Below are 2,172 nucleotides of genomic sequence, written 5' to 3' on the forward strand. Positions count from 1 at the left end.
GGAGCGGTTGGACCTCCCCCAAGTCCGTCCCGTAACATCGAAGAGAGGTCCCTCATGATGATCGGAAGAGTTGGCTTTCTTGGCGTCGCACTACTCTCGGCCATGCAGGCCTTCGCCCAGGCGAATGCCGAGCGCGACGCCGTCGAAGCAGCAGACGCCTGGCTCGCGCTCGTCGATCAGAGCGATTACGAGAAGAGCTGGAGCCAGGCCGCAGCGCTGTTCCGAAACGCCCTCACCGCCGACCAGTGGTCACAACAATTGCGAGCGGCCCGCGCTCCGCTCGGCGGCCTCGTCTCGCGAAAGGTGAAGTCGAAACAATACGCCGAGTCCCTCCCCGGCGCACCCGATGGCAAGTACGTGGTCATCCAGTACGAGACGTCGTTCCAAAACAAGAAGTCCGCCGTCGAGACGGTCACGCCGATGATGGACCCCGACGGGACCTGGAGAGTGTCCGGCTACTTCATCAAGTAGATCGGTGCGGTCCACACGAGCGTCGGGAAACCTTCCTACGTTCGTTGCATGTGATCCTGGTTAGATACGCGCTCGGAATGGCACTCGTCAATGCCCCTGCCTGTCTCAGGCTTCTGACGCGGGCCAACTCGGTCAGAACGAGACGATTCGGCTCCGGCCGAACAACTCGACCAGGTGGCGTTCGATAACGGCGGGATCCATGAGATCGAAGTGGTCGATGTGTGCCAGCAAGAGGTCACGGAGAGGAGGCGACCAACAGATCCTCGGTCCTGATTTCGTTGATGCCGACAGGAGGGGTGGTTGCGCCTCAACCCGCATTGGGTCGAGTTCGCATCGTGTTCTCGAGCCCCACGAACGGCGTGATATCGACTACCCGTTCGAGGATCGACTTCTAATCCGACGGTGAGCGACGCGCCGGGCTCAATCGCGGGCTTCGTCGAGGCTCGCGAGCCAGTTCGCGACGAAGCTGAGCGAGCGGCCGCCGGCTTCTTCCTTGACCATCAACAGTCCCTGACCGTCATCGCTCAGTGAGTAGTTCGGGATCGAGAGGCCCTGCCCGAACCTGTATTGCCGTTCGAAAAGGAGTCGCGGTTGCGACAGCACCGGCTCGTCCCCGAGGGTGACATCGACGGTCAGAACCTTTTCCCCCGAGCGGTAGAAGATGTGAGCGCCGTCGCTGCTCCAGAGGGGATGAAGCCCACCGTCCACCGACACCTGCCATCGCCGGTCGGGTGCGGGATAGGAGGTCAAGTAAACCTCTTGGCGCCCGGATTCGTCTGAGGTGAAGGCAAACCACCGCCCGTCGGGAGAGAACTGCGCGCCGCCTTCGTAGGCGTCCGGCGTCGCGAGGTACGGGCGAGGCGGTTCGCTGCCGTCCGTCGGGACCAGGAATACATCCCCTCGCGTCTCCGCGGATACCCGGACGAGGGCCAGAGTCGAGCCATCGGGTGAGACCGACGCGGGGTAGTCCCTCGCCGTGGTGCCCTTCAACGTCTCGGCGGTCCCCTGCGCTCCCACACGCTCGATCACTACTTCCGTTCGTGCCCAGTACGCGATTCGCGTCGAGTCAAGCCACACGGGGAAAGCCCCGCGCGTCGTCACGCGGCTGGCAGTGCCTCGGCGAACGTCGATCGTCCATAGACCGTCGGTAGACCCGAACACCACGAGTCGCCCGTCCGGAGCCAGTCGCGCCTCACTGTATTCGCGCGCGGGCAACCCGAGCGGTGTTTCGACCCCAGCTTGCGACACCCACACGAGTCGGCCGCGGCTGATGTCTGCGCCCGGGAACAGCAGCGAACCGCTCTTCGAGATTGCGGCCGCCGTCGGGCTCACGGGATCCATGGGGGCGATACCTTCCAGCACTCGAGCGAGGGGAGTCGTCACACGGCCGTTCGCAACGCTCGCGCTGAAGAGCGCGCCGTCGTTTGCGAGAACGACTCGCTCGGGCGACGCCCAGACGACGTGCGAGCCGTCGGAGGCGATTACGTCTTCCCTCACCGTCACCGTGCGAAGGTCGATGGAGCGCGCCTCGATCGTGCGGTCGTTGGCCGGGCTAATCGCCTGATAGTAGAGGAACGCACCGTCGGTCGAGATCACCGGCCTTTCGTGTCGCTTTCTGTCATTCGGGCCGCCGCTCGTCAGAGCCTCGGCAGCGCCCCCCCGTGCCGGCACGCGGAAGAGCTGGTCGTTGCGTCCGAAGAC

Annotated in this window: 2 protein-coding genes; one reads left to right on the forward strand and one right to left on the reverse strand. The window is 64.3% G+C overall.

Annotated elements, in window-relative coordinates; translation table 11 throughout:
- Nucleotides 1–54 precede the first annotated feature (54 nt).
- Nucleotides 55–471: a DUF4019 domain-containing protein gene (locus VEK15_09930; GenBank protein ID HXV61000.1), complete on the forward strand. Its 417-nt coding sequence runs from the start codon at nt 55–57 to the stop codon at nt 469–471.
- A 420-nt stretch (nt 472–891) separates the two neighbouring features.
- Here the strand turns inward: VEK15_09930 and VEK15_09935 are convergent.
- On the reverse strand, nt 892–2,172 hold a 1,281-nt coding region (locus VEK15_09935; protein HXV61001.1), incomplete at its 5' end, for a hypothetical protein.

Source organism: Vicinamibacteria bacterium (genome assembly GCA_035620555.1).
Taxonomy (GTDB): Bacteria; Acidobacteriota; Vicinamibacteria; order Marinacidobacterales; family SMYC01; genus DASPGQ01.